The organism is Streptomyces sp. NPDC001002 (assembly GCF_053599215.1).
In genome coordinates this window covers 1-15,747 of record NZ_JBSFLV010000195.1, presented here as the reverse complement: position 1 = coordinate 15,747, position 15,747 = coordinate 1, and the positions used below count along the sequence as shown (strand labels likewise).

Below are 15,747 nucleotides of genomic sequence, written 5' to 3'. Positions count from 1 at the left end.
CGTCGAAGCCGTCGCGGCGGCCGTCGTACACATGGACCTGCCGTCCTGTCCAGGAACAGCCGGGACAGCACGCGTGCGTCCTTGGGCGCCACCTTGCCGCCGTCCTCGATCCAGGGCAGCTCCTCGACGGCCTCGGACGGACCCGTCGTGCGGTCGGTCGCTTCACGGGCCTTCGCGGAGGAAGTCACTGTGCCGCCTTAGCTGGAAAGCAGGATGACCGTCTCCTGCCCGTTCCGCGTGCCTGCATGTCCGCGTGGGCCGACCGGTTTCATCAGGGGCTGAAAACACCTGCTCAGGGTGCGCGGCCTCGGGCCGGGAACACAGCCGGTGTCTGTTGACCCCTGGCCCGGGAAGTACAGTCTGCTGGCTGCGCCCCGCGCCGGACCGGGCCGCGCGGCGCCCCTGTCTCCTGTGCGCGCCGGCCGGGTGACGCCATGACCATTACACCGGACCAGCCTGAGCTGAAGTCCTCCGGTGCCGATCCATCGGCGCCGGAGGAGGCCCAGGAACGCGCCACGCGGATACGCCGCCGGCTGGAGCGTCTGATCGGCATCGCTGCGACCGAGGGCAACGCACTCACCGTACTGCGCAACGGAGATGAGATCTTCCCGGCGATGCTGGCCGGCATCCGCTCCGCCGAGCACACCGTGGACATGATGACCTTCGTGTACTGGAAGGGGGACATCGCCCGCGAGTTCGCGCAGGCGCTGGCCGACCGGGCCCGGGCCGGGGTGCGGGTGCGGTTGCTGCTCGACGGGTTCGGCAGCCGGCTGATCGAGAAGGAGCTGCTGGCGGAGATGGAGCAGGCCGGTGTGCAAGTGGCCTGGTTCCGCAGGCCGTTGGCCCTCTCGCCGTTGAAGCAGAACCACCGCTGTCACCGCAAGGTCCTGGTGGTGGACGAGCAGACGGCGTTCACCGGCGGGGTGGGCATCGCGCAGGAGTGGTGCGGCGACGCCCGTAACGAGCGCGAGTGGCGCGACACCCATGTCGAGGTCCGCGGTCCTGCCGTGGACGGCGTCGCCGCCGCGTTCGCACAGAACTGGGCCGAGTGCCACGACGAACTCTTCGACGACCGCGACCGGTTCGTCGCCCACCGCCCACAGGGGGACGCGGTGGTGCAGGTGGTGCGCGGGTCGGCCAGCTTCGGCTGGCAGGACATGCAGACCCTGCTCCGCGTCATGCTGGAGTCGGCCGAGGTCCGCTTCCGGCTGGCCACCGCCTACTTCTCCCCCGACACCTACTTCATCGACCTGCTCTGCGCGACCGCCCGGCGGGGCGTCGAGGTGGAGATCCTTCTGCCCGGCCCGCACACCGACAAGCGGGTCTGCCAACTGGCCGGCCAGCACCACTACGAGGCCCTCACCGCCGCCGGCGTGAAGATCCACCAGTACCAACCGACGATGCTGCACGCCAAAATCATCACCGTCGACGGCGTCGCGGCCCTGATCGGCTCGTCCAACTTCAACCGCCGCTCCCTCGACCACGACGAGGAGATCATGCTGGCCGTCCTGGACCAGGAGTTCACGGCGACCCTCGACGACCACTACGACGAGGACATGGCGGCCGCCACGCTGATCCAGGAGGGACGCTGGCGGCGTCGCTCCCTACTGCAGCGGGCCCGCGAGGTCTCCGTCATGCCCATCCGCCGCTTTCTGTAGCACGGGCGTGTTTCCTGAAATCGCCTAAGCATGCGTTCGATTTTCGGTGCGTATCCTTCATTTTGCAGGGCACATGACGAGCGGAGGTTGATAATCATGGTTCCCCTGCTCGTTGTTCTTCTTCTCGCGCTGATTCTTTTCGGCGCCGGTTTCGCCCTCAAGGCGCTGTGGTGGATCGCCATCATCGTTCTGGTGGTCTGGGCGCTCGGCTTCGTGGTCCGGCCCGCCGGGCACGGTGGCCGCAAGGGCCGCTGGTACCGCTGGTAGACGAACCCCGCTCCGAAGGCCCCGCCCGCAAGGAACCTTGCGCCTCCAGCGCCACTTGCTCCGGCTGCTTGCCCGTGCCAGGAACTTCAGCCCGCTTCGTGGGCACGGGGCACTTCGAACGGCGGAGGAAGAGATGGCCGTACAGCACCGTTTGATCAAGAAGTCTCCCGAGGCGGTCTGGAAGATCCTTTCCGACGCCGAACGGTACGGGGACTGGGTCGTCGGTACCTCGCGGGCCGATGAGGCCGAGGGGCAGTGGCCCGAGCTGGAGGCGGACAGCGGGTCGCTGGGGACGGCGAGGATCGCGATGGAACTGCGGCCTTGGGGCGTGCAGACCCTGCTCATCCTCGACGAACACCCGTTGCGCGGTGCGGGCGGCGTCCTGCACAACCGCCTCCTGGACATGGCCCAACTCGTGCGCGGCCGTGCGATGTTGGCCCGGCTCGCCCGGCTGTGCGAGGAGGCCGAGGGCCCGGCCCGTGCCACTCGGCTGCGCCCGTGACCGCGCACCACCTGAATCACTGACGGTTCGTCACACCTCTTTGTTTGAAGGCGACTTCACGTTTTCCGCGTCATATGACCGCTCCGCCGCACTCCTTGTTGCCCGGTACGGGACGGCATGCCACCATCGGACAACTATTCGCCTGGATGGCAGTGAGGTGTTCATGAAACGGACACGACGCCTGATGGTTCGCCTGGTGGGCAGGAAGCGGGTCAGCGGACGCTACCCCTACTGGCCCTACCAGCTCCGCTAGCCCGGCCCCGCTCTCTTCAGGGCCATATCCACCGGAGTCAGTGGACACGCCGATCGCAGGATCCCGTGCGGGGTCCTGCGATCTGCTGCGGGGTCCTGCGATCCATTGGGAGGGCGGATGGCACGTCGCGAAAGCCTCAGCCGGCCGCCGGGCCCGCGCGGGCACTGGCTGTCGGGCAACACGCGCGCGTACGAGGCCGACCGGATCGGCTTCCTGCGTCGCTGCCATCGCGAGTACGGCGACGTCTTCTCCTTCGACGAACAGACCGTGTTCGTGCGCGACCCGACCCTCACCCACGAGGCGCTCGCCCGCACCGGCCAGGGTTTCGTGACCGAGCTCGCCCCTTTCGACATGCGGCGGGATCTCGACCAGGCCGCCGCACAGGCCGCCTCCTGGATGTCGGCGCGCCGTGCCGTGTGGCCGGGACTCAATCGCACGGCGGCGGCCGCGACCGACGAACAGACCGTGGAGATCCTCGACGCGGTGCTGGCCGACAGCGCCGGTCGTGAGGTCGACGTACTCACCACGATGCGGGCGTTCACCGCCCGGGCGATCACCGCATACTGCTTCGGCGCGGACTCCGCCGCCGTCACCGGCCTGCTCCAGGAGACCACCCTCGCCACCCAGCCCTTCACGGAGTCGTCGTACGAGTTCCCCGCCTGGCTGCCGCTCCCCCGCCACCGCCGCTTCTTCCGCGCTGCCGCACGACTGAGCGACGCGATGACCGGGATCGTGCGGCAGCGGCGCGCGGCCGGCGCCCGCGCGCCCCACGACGACCTGCTCGGCTTTCTGATCGACGCCGATCCGGCGATGCCCGACGACACCGTGGCGTCCACGCTCCACAGCATTCTGATGGGCGGTCACGGCGTACCCGCCGCCGCGCTCACCTCGATCGTGTGGGAACTGGCCCGCCGCCCCCGGCTCGTCGACAGCCTTCGCGGTGAGGCGAACAGGTCGGTCAGCGGTGGCACTGCGCTGTCGGCGGCACGGCTCCCGCTCGCCGAGGCCGTGGCACGGGAAACACTCCGGCTGTATCCGCCCGCGTGGTTGATGACCCGAACCGCCGGCACGGCGACGCCCCTGGGTGAGTGGTCGCTCGCCCCTGGTGACGATGTACTGCTCAATCCCTACCTGATCCAGCGGGATCCCCGATGGTGGCAGCGACCGGACGAGTTCGACCCCACCCGGTGGTCGAACGGTCGGCCGGCCCCCGGTCCGGCCTACCTGCCGTTCGGTGCCGGACCACGGGTGTGCCTGGGTTCGGCACTGGCCATGCGCCAACTCACGCTCGTCGCCTCCCGGTTGGCACAACGCTTCACCATCACGTCGCCGAACGCCTCGTCGGTGGCACTGGAGTTCGTCGGCCGACTCGCGCCGGCGGGCCTCCGGGCCCGTTTCCCGCGGAGCGGGCAGTAGGGGGCACTGCTCACCGCCTCGACGACGGCCGAATGTGACGAAAGGTGCGCTCCGGGCGGGTCGACCGCGCCGAGCGGGGTAACCGGAGCGCGGAAGCCGAACGCCCTTCGGTATTCCGCCGACGGAAACACCCCCACGTCACGGGGAGGTGCGGGACGACACGAAGGAGGACCCATGGATGCGATCGTTCTGCTCAAGGACGACCACCAGACGGTCGAGAAGCTGTTCAAGGAGTTCGAGAAGGCCGGAGACCGCGCCTACAAGACGAAGCGGAAGATCGCCGACAAGGTGATCCAGGAGTTGACGATCCACACCTGGATCGAGGAGAAGACCCCGAGGACGAGCGTTTCGACGCCAAGATGACCGTTCTCATGGAGAACGTGCGCCACCACGTCAAGGAGGAGGAGCAGGACTGGTTCCCCCAGGTCCGCTCCGCCCTCGGCCGCGGTCGGCTGGGCGAACTGGGCGAGGAGCTCGGCGCCGCCAAAGCCGACGCCCCCCACGACCCCCTCCGGGTTCCCAGCGCGCACGAGTGACCTCAGCCATCCGGGCGGGTGGGGTGAGGATCCTCGCCCCACCCGCCTTCTTCCTTTTGGAGATCCAGCATGTCCCAGCCCTTTTCCACCGCGTCCGACCCGCTCGCCCAGCTGTCCGCCGCCGGGGTCTCGGTCTGGCTCGACGACCTGTCCCGCGAGCTGCTGGCCGGCGGTGAGCTGGAGAAGCTGATCACCGACCGGCATGTCGTGGGGGTCACGACCAACCCCACGATCTTCGCCTCCGCGCTGTCCCGTGGAGACCGCTACACCGAGCAGCTCCGCACTCTGGGCAGCACGGGGACCGGCGTCGACGACGCCGTCTTCGCCCTCACCACCGACGACGTGCGCACCGCCTGCCGTGTCTTCGCACCGATCCACGAGAGGACCGGCGGAGTGGACGGGCGGGTGTCCATCGAGGTCGACCCCCGGCTGGCGAAGGACACCGACGCCACCGTCGAGCAGGCGGTGAAACTGTGGGAGGCGGTCGCCGAGCCCAACCTGTTCGTCAAGATCCCGGCCACCCGCGAGGGGCTCACGGCCATCACGGAGGTCGTGGCACGCGGGATCAGCGTCAACGTCACGCTGATCTTCTCCCTGGACCGCTACCGCGCGGTGATGGACGCCTACACGGCCGGCCTAGAGCGGGCCCGGCAGGACGGACACGACCTGACCGGCATCCACTCGGTCGCCTCGTTCTTCGTCTCACGGGTGGACACCGAGGTGGACCGCCGCCTCGACGCCATCGGCACGCCCGAAGCCTCGGCGCTCAAGGGCCGGGCCGCGGTCGCCAACGCCCGCCTTGCGCACCAGGCCTACGAGATGACCGCCGCGGAGCCGCGCCGGCAACGTCTGTCCGAGGCCGGAGCCCGGTCGCAACGCCCCCTCTGGGCCTCCACCGGAGTCAAGGACCCTGCCTATCCCGACACGATGTACGTCAGTGAGCTGGCCATCGCCGGCACCGTGAACACCATGCCCGGCAGCACGCTGGCCGCGTACGCCGACCACGGCACGCTCGCCCTTCACTCGCCGGGGGCCGATGACTACGCGACCGCGCAGGCGCACTTCGCGGCGCTGGAGCGTATCGGCGTGGACTTCGCGGACGTCACCGACACCCTGGAGCGCGAGGGGCTGGCCAAGTTCGAGGCGAGCTGGGCCGAACTGGGCGCCTCCGTCAGCCGCGAGATGGGCACGGCCGACGCCGCCCACGAGGGAGCCCGGACGGGCCCGGACGGCACTTCCGACGAAGCGGCCGAAGAGGCACCGGCCAGGGACGGGCTGCTGGCCGTCTACCTCAACGACCACCTGGCCGGCGCGACCGGCGGCGCCCAGCTGGCACGCCGGGCGGCCCAGGCGCAGAAGGGAGAACCTGCACTGGCCGAACTCGCCCAGCAGATCGAACAGGACCGCCAGTCCCTGCTACGGATCATGGACGACCTGGAAGTCTCCACCGATCATCCGAAGGTCGCGCTCGGCTGGCTCGCCGAGAAGGCCGGTCGCCTGAAGCCGAACGGCCACCTCTTCTCCCGGTCCCCCATGAGCGACGTCCTGGAGTTGGAGGCGATGCTCGTCGGAGTGACGGCCAAGGCGGCATGCTGGCGCACTCTGCGGGCGCGGGCCGAGAGCGACGAGCGACTCTACGCCGAGCATCTCGACTTCCTGTCGGACCGTGCGGACCGCCAGACGGCGCTTCTGGAGAAACTGCGCGCCGCTGCGGCATCGGCGGCCCTCACACCGCCGCATCGTGCATGAGATGTGCGTTTTGGGACACCCGGGGAGTCAGTTGCTCAAGAAGCTTGAGAACAATGAGAACAAGGGAACCTCCGCGCACGATCACCCCCCGTCCCCAGGTTCTTCGTGCGCAGCTCACCCGCTACGCGCGGTCCCGCTCGTCATTCGGTCTGAACGAAGTGGCTGAGGCGGCCGTCGCGTTGGACCGGTCGGCCCTGCTGGGCGGCTCTGGCCTTCGCTACGAGGGTCCAGGTGCCGTCGGTACGGCGCAGGGCCGCCGAGTGCCACGGCGTGGTCCAGGCATCGGGCGCGTCGAGGAGACGAATGCCGAACTTGGGGGCTCCGATGGGCTGGGGATGGATGGACAGGCGTACGCAGTAGGGGTGTTGGGCCGCGATGAGGTCGCCCCAGGCCCGGCTGCGTTGGATGACTCCGTAGGCGCGCTGTCGGCAGGCGCGTTGCAGTGCCGAGCGGGTGCCCCGGTGGTCGGCGGTGTCCTCCACCAGGAATCGGGTGATCCCCCGGTACAGCGCCAGAGCGTTGTCGTCGGCGCGGATCTCGGCGCGCAGGGCGTCCAGGGACGGTGCGTAACGCCCGTGGACGTGGGCGCGTTTCGCGTCGTGCGGGAGGTCGCCGAGGACGTCGCGCAGATCGAAGACCGACAGTCTGTCCAGACTCAACTGGCCTATGAGTACGCGGAGTTCGTCGGCGTAGGCGTCGATGTGCTCGTCGGGGACGCCGATGAGATCGCCGAAGATGTGGCCGTCGGAGCAGATCAACATGCGGGCGCCGGGTGGGTAGATGCGCTCGATCTCCCTGCACAGGGTGTTCAGGAAGGTGAGGGAGAGGCGCTCACCCATGTCGGGGAGGTGCCCGAGGACCTTGGCGGGGTTGGGGGATTTGCAGGGGAACCCGGGGAGGGTGAAGGCGATGGGAGCACCCGCACGCACGAACTCGGTGATCTGGCGGAGTTGATGGGGGAACGCCTCGGCGGAGGCGTGGGTCCGGTCGGTCGTGCGGTGGTGCGGCAGGAGCAGGTTCAGGATCGCGGCGGCGGTGCTCGTGGGGAGGGTGTCCGGCGTGGTCGTCAACGGCATGTCGTTCCTCCGGAAGGGCGTGCGGGCATGACGGCATGGCGCCGTGGCCGGGCGTGGCCGGGCGCCGTATGTCGGGCGGGGTGGGGTGGGTCGGGCGGAGCCGGGGCGGGGGTTTCCGGCCGCCCCGGTCATCCGGAGTGCTGTGTCAGAGGCGGCGGTCGTAGCCGACGGGGAGATGGTTCGTGCCGCGGCCCAGGACGGCCGGGATCCACTCGATGCCCTCGTCCCTGACGGCCAGTTGGAGGCCTGGGAGGCGGGCGAGGAGAGTACCGAGCGCGGTCTGGAGTTCGGCGCGGGCGAGGGCGGCGCCGGGGCAGAAGTGGATGCCGTGGCCGAAGGCCAGGTGGGGGTTCGGGGAGCGGTCGAGGTCGAGGGTGTCGGGGTCCGGGAATTGGCGCGGGTCACGGTTGGCCGCGCAGAGCGAGACGATCACCGAGTCGCCGCCCGGGACCTCGGTACCGTGCAGGTCGCTGTCCTGCTCGAAGAAGCGCCAGGTCGTCAGTTCGAAGGCGCTGTCGTAGCGCAGGAGTTCCTCGACCGCGCGGGGCAGGAGCGGCGGGTCCTCGCGGAGGCGGGTCAGCTGGTCCGGGTTGCGGAACAGGGCGATGAGGGCGGTCGTGATCTGATTGCTGACCGGTTCCTGGCCGGCGACCAGGAGCTGGAAGATCATCGAGTCCAGTTCCTCCTGGGACAGTTCGCGACGGTCGCGGGCCCCGACAAGGCGGCTGAGCAGGTCGTCCTCCCCGTGCGCGCGCTTGTGGGCGACGACCTCGGCGATGTAGCTCTGCAGGCCATGCAGACGGGCCTCGTAGAGCGGCCGCCCGGGGTCGGTGGGGCCGACCGGCTGGACGACCTTGCCCCAGTCGCGGTCGAAGCGGGCAGCCAACTCCCGTGGCAGGCCGATGACTTCGGCGAGGACCTGGAAAGGGAAGTGGGCGGCGAAGCCGGTGACGAGGTCCGCGGGACCCGTGTCGGGCAGGGCGTCGACCAGCGCGTCCGCCAACTCCTGGAAACGGGGCCGTAGTTCCTCGACCCTCCGGGGCGTGAAGGCGTCGGTCACGAAGCGCCGCATACGAGTGTGCTCGGGCGGGTCCTGATGGAGGAGGTGGGCCTGGAGCTGGGAGTGCTGCGGCTCCGGCATGATCGAGGCGCGGGCCCGCCAACCGTCGTTGCCGCGCTCGTGGTTCTTGCCGAGACGGTCATCGTTGAGGGCGGAGTGGGCGGCTTCGTAGCCGGTGACGAGCCATGCCCGTACGCCACTGGGGAAGAGGACCCGGTGAACCGGGCCTGCTTCGCGCATCTTCTCGTAGAGGGGATACGGGTTGGCCTTGTACGGGCACCCCATCAGCGGTACGGGCTCGGCGGCCAAGGGCTCTTGGACGGTCATGAAGGAGGCTCCTCAGAGGGCGAGTTCGGGCTGGTGGTGGTCGAGCCAGAGGGCGAGGTCGACGACGCGCTCAAGGCGCAGGCGGTGACCCCACTCCAGTCGGTCGGGCGGGGTGTCGAGGGAGGGCTTGATGCGGGTCTCGTCGGTGAGGGCGCGGACCTGCTCGGTGGCGAGGGCGTCGCGGGCCATGTTCTGCAGGCCGCGGTTGTAGTCGGGGTGGTGGGTGGCGGGGTAGTGGTTCTTGGGCCGCCACAGGACCGACCCCGGCGCCAGACCGATACCGGTCGCACGCAGCAGGCTCTTCTCCCGGCCGTCGTGACTCTTCAGCGCCCAGGGGGTGTTGAAGGCGTACTCCACGAGCCGGTGGTCGCAGTACGGGACACGGACCTCCAGGCCCTGCGCCATGCTCAACCGGTCCTTGCGGTGCAGGAGTTGACGCAGCCAGCGGGTCAGGGACAGGTGCTGCATCTCCCGCTGCCGGTGTTCGGCGGGTGTCTCGTCATCCAGGTGCGGAACGGCGGCCAGCGCGCTGCGGTAGGTGTCGGCGCGGAACTCCCCCATGCGCAGGTCGAGTTCGGGGTTGAGCGGCATCGCGGCCTCGTCGCCCGTCACCAGCAGCCAGGGGAAGGTGTCCGCGGCGAGCGCTTTCGGGTTGTGGAACCAGGGGTAGCCGCCGAAGACCTCGTCCGCCGCCTCGCCGGACAGGGCGACGGTCGAGTGCCGTCGTATCTCGCCGAAGAGCAGGTACAGCGAGGTGTCCATGTCGCCCACGCCGATCGGCGAGTCACGGGCCACGACGACCGCCTTGCGGTGCTCGGGGTCGAGCAGGGCGAGCGGGTCGAGGACGACGGTGCTGTGGTCGGTCCCGATGAAGGCGCCGGCCTCGGTGGCGTACGGGGTGTCGTGGCCGGTGCGCAGCACATCCCCCGTGAACCGTGCCGCCTGGTCGCTGTAGTCGACGGCGTACGAGCGTATGCGGGCGTCCGGGCCTTCGCGCAGGCGGAGTTCGTCGGCGAGTAGGGCGGTCAGGACGGTGGAGTCGAGGCCGCCGGAGAGCAGGCTGCACAGCGGGACGTCAGCTTCCAGCTGACTGCGGCCGGCCGTTCCGACCAGCTCGCGGATCCGCTCGACGGTCGTGTCCTGGTCGTCGCCGTGGGTGCCCGCCGCCAACTGCCAGTAGCGGCGCTCCCGGATGCCGTCCCGGTCCAGGACGAGCAGGCCGCCGGGCTCGACCTCGCGGACGCCGGACCACACGGTCGGCCCGGTGTTGAAGAGCAGGCTGTACGCCTCCCGGAGGCCGTCGGCGTCCACGCGGGGCCGTATCTCCGGGTGCGCGAACAGGGCCTTGGGCTCGGACGCGAAGGCGAGGCCGCCGTCAACCGCCGCCCAGTACAACGGCTTTACGCCGAGCCGGTCACGGACCAGCAGCAGTCGCTGCTCGCGTTCGTCCCAGACGGCGAAGGCGAACATGCCTTCCAGGTGCTCGGCCATCGCCTCGCCCCACTCGACATAGGCACGCAGGACCACTTCGGTGTCGCTGCGGGTGCGGAACTCGTGCCCCAACCCCCGCAGCTCCGAGCGGAGTTGGTGGTGGTTGTAGACCTCGCCGCTGTAGCTGAGCACCACGTCGGACCCGCCGGTCATCGGCTGGACGCCGCCCACGAGGTCGATCACGGACAGGCGGCGGTGGCCGATCGCGGCGCGCTCGCCGAGCCACACGCCTCCGGCGTCGGGGCCGCGCGGGGTGAGGGTGGCGGTCATGGCCTCGATGACCGGGGCCCGGGTGCGGGCGTCGTGGTGGAAGGACGCCCAGCCGGTGATTCCGCACATGGGGAGAACTCCTGGGTCAGTGGTGGGCGGCCGGTGCCGCGTCGGTGGTCTTCTCCGGCTTCGCGGACACGGGCGTGGACCTCGCGCCGGACAGGACGAGCAGGGGTACGGCGAGACAGGCGGCGACGGCGGCCAGGGCGAGCCCCGCCCGTGCCCCGCCGGCCAGCGCCCAGGCGGTGGTGGCCAGGGCCGGGCCGAGGGTGAAGCCCAGGCTGCGGGCGAGTTGCATCGCCGAGCCGACGGTCGCCGTCCGGTCGGGTGGGGCCGCGCCCATGACCAGGGCCTGGGTCGGACCGCCGTTGAGGCCCATGCCGATGCCGGCCAGCGCCAGCCGCCAGGCCACGTCCGCCGCTGACCAGCCGTCGCCGAGCGGGACGAGCAGGAGCAGGCCGGCGGCGGTGAGCGCGGCGCCGGTGACCGCGACCGGCCGGGCACCCCACCGGTCGGCGAGACGTCCGCCGACGGGGCCCGCCAGGCCCATGCCGAGCGGGAAGGCGAGCACGGTCAGGCCGGTCGTGGTGGCGCTCAGTCCGTCGTCGCGCTGGAGGTGGAGGGCGACGACGTAGTGCATGGCGGCGAACCCGGCCGCGAGGCTCAACACCGCACCGTGGGCCGGGAACAGTCCCGTCGTCCGCAGTACGCCGGTCACCGGACGTCCGCCAGGGCCGCGCAACCATCGCCACAGCGGCGGTACGGCGGCCAGGGCGAGGAGCAACCAGACCGGGTCGTCGGCCGCCAGCGTCAGCGCCAGCAACAGGGCCGCCACACCGGTGGCCACGAGCAGCGCGTCGGCCGCGGACCGGCGATCGGGCGCGCGCAGCCTGCCGTCCCTCGGCATCGCCTTCCAGGCGACGGCCAGGGCGAGCACGCAGAACGGGATCTTGACCAGGAAGACGGCACGCCAACCCAGATGGTCGAGCAACAGCCCGCCCACCGCCGGTCCGGTCACCGCGCCCAGCGGGCCGAGCGTCGCGGGCACGCTCATCGCCCGCGCCCTCGACTCCGGCCGTACGGAACGGATCGCGAGCACCGGCATCAGCACGAACAGCACCGCCCCGAACGCGCCCTGCGCGAGGCGGGCCGCGATCAGCCAGGCCGCCCAGGGAGCGATGGCCGCGAGGGCACTGCACAGGCCGAAGCCCGCGGTCGCTGTCAGCACCGCAGCGCGCGGGCCCACGCCGTCCAGCCAGCGACCGACCGGCAACAGGAGTGCCACGACCGGGAGTTGATACCCCAGCACGACCCACTGAGCGGTCGCTGCGGAGACGTGCAGCCCGTCGGCGATGTCCGCCAAGGCCACATTGACGATATTCATGTCGAGCATCGCGATGAACGACAGCACGCCCGCCACGGCCACCAGCAGCCAGCGGTCCCCCTGTGCCGGGCCGGCGGATTGGTGGCCGAGCCGTTCCGAACCGGGACTTCGGTGCGTCACCTCTGCGCCCCTCCCCTCACGGGTGGGCTGCCGGACGGCAGCCTCGTCCCACAAGTCGGCGGAAAAGAGGGGTGAGTTCCCGGGCGACGGCCGGCAAAAACGGTGAGCGATGTCCGAGCCAGCGAAGGGAACTCCGCGCCCGACGCGGCCGACTACTGAAAGACAGCCCCTCAAGACAACGGGAGTTCCCCATGGCTCAGAAGCAGTACAACGTCACCGGCATGACCTGCGAGCACTGCGCGGCGAGCGTCAGGGAGGAGGTGTCCGAGGTGGCGGGCGTGAGCGAAGTGGTGGTCGACCTCGCCGCGAACTCCGTCACCGTGCACGGCACGGACCTCGACGACGCGCGGCTGCGCACGGCCATCGTCGAGGCCGGGTACACCGTCACCGAATCGGGATCCGACTCGGTCGCCGACCCGGTCGCCGTCTGACCTGACCGACCGAGCCGGGACGCGCAGGACGGCACCACCCCGTCGTCCTGCTTGTCCCGGCTCACACGCCGGTCTCCACCGCTTCCGTCAACTCCGCCTCGGCGGGCACCCGATGGTCGAAGGCGATCAGCGGGTCCCCGGTGAGCGGATGGTCGATCACCGCCGCCCGAACGCCGAACACCTCCGCCATCAAGTCCGGCGTGAGGACCTCGCGCGGCGGTCCGGAGGCCACCACGGCTCCCTCGTGGAGCACGTGCAGCCGGTCGCAGACCGACGCGGCGGCGTTGAGGTCGTGCAGCGACACGAGGGTCGTACGGCGCTGGACGCGCAACAGGGCGAGCAGCTCGACCTGGTGGCGGATGTCGAGGTGGTTGGTCGGCTCGTCCAGGACCAGGACGTCCGGGTGTTGCGCGAACGCCCGTGCCAGCAGCACGCGTTGGCGTTCGCCGCCGGACAGGGCCGTGAAGCGACGACCGGCGTGACCGGCCATGCCGACGTCGGCGAGCGCGCGGGCGACGATGTCCCGGTCGGCGGCGTCCTCGCCCGCGAAGGCCCGCTTGTACGGGGTGCGCCCCATGGCGACGACCTCGCGCACGGTCAGCTCGAAGTCGCTGCCCCGCTCCTGCGGCAGAGCCGCCACGTGCCGGGCCGACTGCACCGGGGTCATCTCCCGCAGATCGGTGCCCGCCAGCAACACCCTTCCTGCCGTGGGTCGTAGGTGCCGATAGACGGTGCGCAGGAGCGTCGACTTGCCGCTGCCGTTCGGCCCGATCAGACCGGTGATCTCGCCCTCGGCCGCCATCAGGTGGGCGCCCGCCACGACCGTACGCCCGGCGTACGCGACATGCAGGTCCTCGATGTCGATCCTCAACTGTCGCTCCCCAGACGCCGATCGAGCAGGTACAGCAGGGCCGGAGCCCCGAGCAGCGAGGTCACCACGCCGACCGGCAGCTCCTGCGTGTCCATCGCCGTACGGCAGACGATGTCGACCACCACCAGCAGGACGGCGCCGAACAGCGCGGAGAGAGGCAGCAGTCGGCGATGGTCGCCGCCGACGACCAGACGGCAGACGTGCGGCACCATCAGCGCGACGAACGCGATCGCGCCGGACACGGCGACCAGGACGCCGGTCAACACGCTGGTGACGGTGAACAGTTCGCGCCGCAGCCGGGTGACGTCGACGCCGAGCCCGGCCGCGGTCTCGTCGCCCATGAGCAGAGCGTTCAGCGCGCGGGCGCGCGCCTGCAGACACAGCCAGGCGACCGGTACGGCGACGGCGGGCACGGCGAGCAGGGGCCAACTCGCCCCGCTCAGACTGCCCATGAGCCAGAACAGCACGCTGTGGGTCTGCTGCTCGTCCCCCGCATGGAGGACGAGGTAGCTGGTGAAGCCGGACAGGAACTGGCCGATCGCGACCCCTGCCAGCACCAGCCTCAGCGGGGCGAATCCGCCTCCTCGACGGGCGATCGCCCACACCAGCGCGAAGGTGGCCAGCGCGCCGGCGAACGCCGCGCCGGACAGCCCGAGTCCGAGCGCGCCGCCCGCCCCGAGACCCAGCACGATCGCCGCGACCGCGCCCAGCGAGGCGCCGTTGGAGATGCCCAGCAGGTACGGGTCGGCGAGCGGGTTGCGCACCAGCGCCTGCACGGCCGTACCGACGAGACCGAGCCCGGCGCCGACCAGGGCCGCCAACAGGGCGCGCGGGAGCCGGAGTTGCCACACGATCAGGTCGTTCGTGCCCGGGCGCGGCGTCTCACCGGACAGTCGCCGCCAGACCACGCTCCACACCTCAGCGGGCGGGATGGACGTCGAGCCCCACGCGACCGCGGCCGTCAGTGCCACGAGGAGTGCCACGGCGAGGACGAGGGCCAGTGGTCCGGCGCGCAGGGTGCGCGCCTCCGTGGACACTCGCCCTGCGCCCTCGCGCCGTACCAGCAACGAGGCCACGGTCAGCCGACCTTGCCCGGGTAGAGGGTCTTGGCGATCTGCTCGACGGTGTCGGCGTTCTCGACCCCGGCGATGGTGGTCGGTTCGGATCCGATGCGCAGGAAGTGGCCTTCCTTGACGGCCGTGAGGCCCTTGGTCGCCGCGTTGGACCTCAGCCACTTCTCCGCTTCGTCGAAGGCTTTGTCGTTCGCCGTGTCACTCCCCCGGTTGCGGACAGCGAGCTGGATCCAGTCCGGGTTCTTGGCGATCACGTCCTCCCAGCCGACCTGCTTGTAGTCGGCGTCGCAGTCGGCGAAGACGTTGCGGGCTCCGGCGAGGGTGATCACCGCGTTGGCGACCTGGCGGTTGCAGACGACGGTGGGCTGCTTGGTGCCGGAGTCGTAGTCGAAGAAGAAGTAGGTCGGGCGGTCGCTCTCCGCCGTGCTGCCGATCGCCTTCTGGACCGCGGCCACCTTCGTCCGCATCCCGGCGACGAGTTCCTTCGCCTTGGCGCTCGTGCCGGTGACCGCGCCGAGGGAGGTGATGTCGGCCTCGACCGCGGACAGATCGGTCACCGCGCTCTTGCTCTGCGCCGCGCAGGCCGTCGACTTGAGGTAGATGTGGCTGATCCCGGCCGCCTTGAACTCCTCGGCGGTCGGCGCGTCTCCCATGCCGTTGCCCATGCCGCCCATCGACGCGAACGTGTCGATGTACAGGTCCGCGCCGGAGCCGAGCAGCTTCTCCTTCGGGATCACGCTCTGGCTGAGCACCTTCACCTTCTGCGCCTGCGCGTCGAGCGTGCCGCTCAACGTGCCCTTGCCGGGCGGGAATCCGGTGCCGATCACCTTGTCGCCGACGCCGAGGCGGAGCAGCAGTTCCAGGCTGGAGGCGTTGCTGGTGACGATCTTCTCGGGGGCCGCGGAGAAGGTGGTCCTGGCGCCCGCGCAGTCGGTGACGGACACCGGGTAGCCGTCCGGGACGGCCTTCCCGGCGCTCACGTCGGCCGTCTCCTTGTCTCCGTCACCGCAGCCCGCCGCCAGCAGTCCGCCGAGCACGACGGCCGCCGTTCCGCCCCACACACGAGAACGCATCGAAAGTCTCCAGGTTCCACTCGGTACGCGGGCGACCTTCCGTCACCCGGTCAGGTAGTCGGGCCGAACACGCCGTGAGTTCCCGCCCACTTGGCGTCGCGGGGTGGGGGGGGGGGGGTGGGAAAACCGGGCCCCGCCCCCCCCCCACCGCCGGCACCCCCCCCCGCAACGCGCGGCCACCCCCCCCCCG

At 70.6% G+C, this 15,747-nt stretch carries 14 protein-coding genes and 2 pseudogenes; 8 read left to right on the top strand and 8 right to left on the bottom strand.

The window, feature by feature from the left end; all coding sequences use genetic code 11:
- Positions 1 to 188 (bottom strand): annotated as a pseudogene (locus ACWDR3_RS43480) (hypothetical protein); the annotation flags it as partial.
- A 246-nt stretch (positions 189 to 434) separates the two neighbouring features.
- Between ACWDR3_RS43480 and ACWDR3_RS43475 the strand changes: the two are divergent.
- The 7 genes and pseudogenes from ACWDR3_RS43475 to tal all read left to right on the top strand — a co-directional run.
- Complete coding sequence (locus tag ACWDR3_RS43475) at positions 435 to 1,658, top strand: phospholipase D-like domain-containing protein (RefSeq protein ID WP_450358214.1); 1,224 nt, start codon at positions 435 to 437, stop codon at positions 1,656 to 1,658.
- A 96-nt stretch (positions 1,659 to 1,754) separates the two neighbouring features.
- Entirely contained in the window at positions 1,755 to 1,925 is a 171-nt protein-coding gene (locus ACWDR3_RS43470; protein ID WP_124000846.1) for a hydrophobic protein, read from the top strand.
- A gap of 133 nt (positions 1,926 to 2,058) precedes the next feature.
- Positions 2,059 to 2,427, top strand: coding sequence for an SRPBCC family protein (locus ACWDR3_RS43465; RefSeq protein WP_450358212.1), 369 nt, complete (start codon positions 2,059 to 2,061; stop codon positions 2,425 to 2,427).
- Between the two features lie 370 nt (positions 2,428 to 2,797).
- Positions 2,798 to 4,096, top strand: coding sequence for a cytochrome P450 (locus ACWDR3_RS43460; protein WP_450358211.1), 1,299 nt, complete (start codon positions 2,798 to 2,800; stop codon positions 4,094 to 4,096).
- A 174-nt stretch (positions 4,097 to 4,270) separates the two neighbouring features.
- Positions 4,271 to 4,459 (top strand): hypothetical protein, encoded by a 189-nt coding sequence (locus ACWDR3_RS43455; RefSeq protein ID WP_450358209.1) that lies wholly within the window; start codon positions 4,271 to 4,273, stop codon positions 4,457 to 4,459.
- Positions 4,456 to 4,632 (top strand): hypothetical protein, encoded by a 177-nt coding sequence (locus ACWDR3_RS43450; protein WP_450358208.1) that lies wholly within the window; start codon positions 4,456 to 4,458, stop codon positions 4,630 to 4,632. Before ACWDR3_RS43455 ends, ACWDR3_RS43450 begins: the two co-directional genes overlap by 4 nt.
- 69 nt (positions 4,633 to 4,701) lie before the next feature.
- Positions 4,702 to 5,817 (top strand): annotated as a pseudogene (gene tal / locus ACWDR3_RS43445) (transaldolase); the annotation flags it as partial.
- A gap of 704 nt (positions 5,818 to 6,521) precedes the next feature.
- On the opposite strand, the gene ACWDR3_RS43440 reads toward tal, so the two are convergent.
- From ACWDR3_RS43440 to ACWDR3_RS43425, 4 genes are all read right to left on the bottom strand, one after another.
- Positions 6,522 to 7,457 carry an L-tyrosine/L-tryptophan isonitrile synthase family protein gene (locus ACWDR3_RS43440; protein ID WP_450358206.1) on the bottom strand — a complete coding sequence of 312 codons (936 nt, stop codon included), beginning with the start codon at positions 7,455 to 7,457 and terminating at the stop codon, positions 6,522 to 6,524.
- Positions 7,458 to 7,602: 145 nt separating this feature from the next.
- On the bottom strand, positions 7,603 to 8,844 hold the full coding sequence (locus tag ACWDR3_RS43435) for a cytochrome P450 family protein (RefSeq protein ID WP_450358204.1): 1,242 nt from the start codon (positions 8,842 to 8,844) through the stop codon (positions 7,603 to 7,605).
- A 12-nt stretch (positions 8,845 to 8,856) separates the two neighbouring features.
- A complete protein-coding gene (gene asnB, locus ACWDR3_RS43430) occupies positions 8,857 to 10,674 on the bottom strand; it encodes an asparagine synthase (glutamine-hydrolyzing) (protein ID WP_450358202.1) in 1,818 nt (605 codons plus the stop codon).
- A gap of 16 nt (positions 10,675 to 10,690) precedes the next feature.
- The gene (locus tag ACWDR3_RS43425; RefSeq protein WP_450358200.1) at positions 10,691 to 12,109 is read right to left on the bottom strand and encodes an MFS transporter; all 1,419 of its coding nucleotides are present in this window, start codon (positions 12,107 to 12,109) and stop codon (positions 10,691 to 10,693) included.
- Between the two features lie 191 nt (positions 12,110 to 12,300).
- Here ACWDR3_RS43425 and ACWDR3_RS43420 point away from each other — a divergent pair, with 191 nt between their 5' ends.
- A complete protein-coding gene (locus ACWDR3_RS43420; protein ID WP_450358199.1) occupies positions 12,301 to 12,540 on the top strand; it encodes a heavy-metal-associated domain-containing protein in 240 nt (79 codons plus the stop codon).
- 61 nt (positions 12,541 to 12,601) lie between these two features.
- Here ACWDR3_RS43420 and ACWDR3_RS43415 read toward each other — a convergent pair whose 3' ends face one another.
- The 3 genes from ACWDR3_RS43415 to ACWDR3_RS43405 are packed head-to-tail and all read right to left on the bottom strand — an operon-like array spanning position 12,602 to position 15,557.
- A complete protein-coding gene (locus ACWDR3_RS43415; RefSeq protein ID WP_450358197.1) occupies positions 12,602 to 13,411 on the bottom strand; it encodes an ABC transporter ATP-binding protein in 810 nt (269 codons plus the stop codon).
- Positions 13,408 to 14,487, bottom strand: coding sequence for a FecCD family ABC transporter permease (locus tag ACWDR3_RS43410; protein WP_450358195.1), 1,080 nt, complete (start codon positions 14,485 to 14,487; stop codon positions 13,408 to 13,410). Before ACWDR3_RS43410 ends, ACWDR3_RS43415 begins: the two co-directional genes overlap by 4 nt.
- Before the next feature lie 2 nt (positions 14,488 to 14,489).
- On the bottom strand, positions 14,490 to 15,557 hold the full coding sequence (locus tag ACWDR3_RS43405; RefSeq protein WP_450358193.1) for an ABC transporter substrate-binding protein: 1,068 nt from the start codon (positions 15,555 to 15,557) through the stop codon (positions 14,490 to 14,492).
- Positions 15,558 to 15,747 lie beyond the last annotated feature (190 nt).